General features: G+C 72.5%; 1 protein-coding gene. It reads right to left on the bottom strand.

Annotated elements, in window-relative coordinates:
* Positions 1-180 precede the first annotated feature (180 nt).
* Positions 181-2,619, bottom strand: a complete 2,439-nt coding sequence (locus ACZ4VL_RS40315) for a RelA/SpoT family protein (protein WP_361091589.1) — start codon at positions 2,617-2,619, stop codon at positions 181-183.
* Positions 2,620-2,915: the final 296 nt, after the last annotated feature.

The following is a 2,915-nucleotide window of genomic DNA, read 5'->3' as shown; positions in this document are numbered from 1 at the left end:
TCCCCCCCCCCCCCCCCCCCCCCCCCCCCCCCCCCCTCCCCCCCCCCCCCCACCCCCCCCCCCCCCCCCCCCCCCCCCCCCCCCGCCAAACCCCCCCCACCCCCCCCCCCCCCCCCCCCCCCCCCCCCCCCCCGTGCGTCCGGCCCGGGCCGAGCGGCCCGGGCCTGGTACGGCGTACTCCTACGGCCTGCGGGCGGAGGTGACGCGGTAGACGTCGTAGACGCCCTCGACGCCCCGTACGGCCTTCAGGACGTGGCCGAGGTGCTTCGGGTCGCCCATCTCGAAGGTGAACCGGGAGGTGGCCACCCGGTCGCGGGAGGTCTGCACGGCCGCCGAGAGGATGTTCACGTGCTGGTCCGACAGGACCCGGGTGACGTCCGAGAGGAGGCGGGAGCGGTCCAGGGCCTCGACCTGGATGGCGACCAGGAAGACGGAGGACTGGGTGGGCGCCCACTCGACCTCCAGGATCCGCTCGGGCTGCTGGGAGAGGGAGTCCACGTTGACGCAGTCCGCGCGGTGAACCGATACGCCACTGCCGCGGGTGACGAACCCGATGATGGGGTCGCCGGGGACCGGGGTGCAGCAGCGGGCCAGCTTGACCCACACGTCGTCGACGCCCTTGACGACGACGCCCGGGTCGGCGCTGCCGCGCCGCTTGGTGCGGGCGCGGGACGGCGGGACGCTCTCCTCGATGTCCTCGTTGGCGGCCTCCTCGCCGCCGAGGGCCTGCACCAGCTTCTGGACGACGCCCTGCGCGGCCACGTGGCCCTCGCCGATCGCCGCGTACAGCGAGGAGATGTCGGGGTAGCGCATCTCGTGGGCGAGGGTGACGAGGGAGTCGCCGGTGAGGATGCGCTGGATCGGCAGGTTCTGCTTGCGCATGGCCCGCGCGATGGCGTCCTTGCCGTGCTCGATGGCCTCGTCGCGGCGCTCCTTGGAGAACCAGCCGCGGATCTTGTTGCGGGCCCGCGGGGACTTGACGAAGCCGAGCCAGTCCCGGGAGGGGCCGGCGCCCTCGGCCTTGGAGGTGAAGACCTCGACGAGGTCGCCGTTGTCGAGGGTGGACTCCAGCGGGACGAGGCGGCCGTTGACGCGGGCGCCTATGGTGCGGTGGCCGACCTCGGTGTGGACGGCGTACGCGAAGTCCACGGGGGTGGCACCGGCGGGCAGGGCGATGACGTCGCCCTTGGGGGTGAAGACGAAGACCTCGTTGCGGGAGAGGTCGAAGCGCAGCGAGTCGAGGAACTCGCCCGGGTCCTCGGTCTCCTTCTGCCAGTCCAGCAGCTGGCGCAGCCAGGCCATGTCGTTGACCGTGTCCTGGCCGGCGCTGCCCTTGGCGGCCTGCGGGACGTCGGTGCGGATCTTGGAGGCGCCGGCGACGGTCTGCTGCTTGTACTTCCAGTGCGCGGCGATGCCGTACTCGGCCCGACGGTGCATGTCGAAGGTGCGGATCTGCAGCTCGACCGGCTTGCCGTTGGGCCCGATGACCGTCGTGTGGAGCGACTGGTACATGTTGAACTTGGGCATCGCGATGTAGTCCTTGAACCGCCCCGGAACCGGGTTCCAGCGGGCGTGGACGGTGCCCAGTGCCGCGTAGCAGTCGCGGACGGTGTCGACGAGGACGCGGATGCCGACCAGGTCGTAGATCTCCGCGAAGTCGCGTCCGCGGACGATCATCTTCTGGTAGACGCTGTAGTAGTGCTTGGGCCGGCCGGTGACGGTGGCCTTGATGCGGGCGGCTCTGAGGTCGGTCTGCACCTCGTCGGTGACGATGGCGAGGTACTCGTCCCGCTTGGGGGCGCGCTCGGCGACGAGGCGGACGATCTCGTCGTACATCTTGGGGTAGAGGATCGCGAAGGAGAGGTCCTCCAGCTCCCACTTGATGGTGTTCATGCCCAGCCGGTGGGCCAGCGGGGCGTAGATCTCCAGGGTCTCGCGGGCCTTCTTCTCCTGCTTCTCCCGCTTGAGGTAGCGCATGGTGCGCATGTTGTGCAGGCGGTCGGCGAGCTTGATGACGAGGACGCGGGGGTCCTTGGCCATGGCGACGACCATCTTGCGGACGGTCTCGGCCTGGGCGGCCTCGCCGAACTTGACCCGGTCGAGCTTGGTGACGCCGTCGACGAGGAGGGCCACGGCGTCGCCGAAGTCGCGGCGCAGGTCCTCCAGCCCGTAGTCGGTGTCCTCGACGGTGTCGTGGAGCAGGCCGGCCATCAGGGTGGCCGGGTCCATGCCGAGCTCGGCAAGAATGGTGGTGACCGCGAGCGGGTGCGTGATGTACGGGTCGCCGCTCTTGCGCTTCTGGCCGCGGTGCCAGCGTTCGGCGACCTGGTAGGCCTGCTCGATCTGGCGGAGAGTGGCCGTCTCGATCTTCGGGTCGTTGCTGCGGACTATGCGCAGCAGGGGTTCCAGGACCGGGTTGTACGGGTTGGAACGCTGGACTCCGAGGCGGGCGAGCCGGGCGCGCACGCGATTGGAGGACCCTGCGGGCTTCGTCGGCGCGGGCCGCGCCGGGGCGGGCTTCGCGAGGGGCGCCGGCGGGGGCGTGGCAGGGGACGCCGCGGCCTTGTCGGCCTGGGGGTCGGGCTGCGCGGCGGAGAGTGGCTGGACCTCGTCTGGCAAGAGCGCTCCTCTGGGGGTCCCCCCGGACGGAGTCCGGGGGAGGATCCGGGGCCCCGGTCAGGTCCGGACATCCCATGGTAGCGAGGGTTCCGCCAGCCTGTTCCCCCTGCCCGGATCGCGGGCGGCCGCCTCCGCAGTGCCGTTCCCGGGCGGCGGGTGCCCGGTCCGCGGCCGGTCGGGGCCGGATGTACCGGAGGGGGGGGGGGGGGGGGGGGGGGGGGGGGGGGGGGGGGGGGGGGGGGGGGGGTGGGGGTTGGTGGGGGGGGGCGGAGGGTAGCCGGCCGCGTGGTTGTGGC

The sequence above is a fragment of the Streptomyces sp. NPDC029014 genome (genome assembly GCF_055564695.1).
This window is presented reverse-complemented; position numbering and strand designations above follow the sequence as displayed.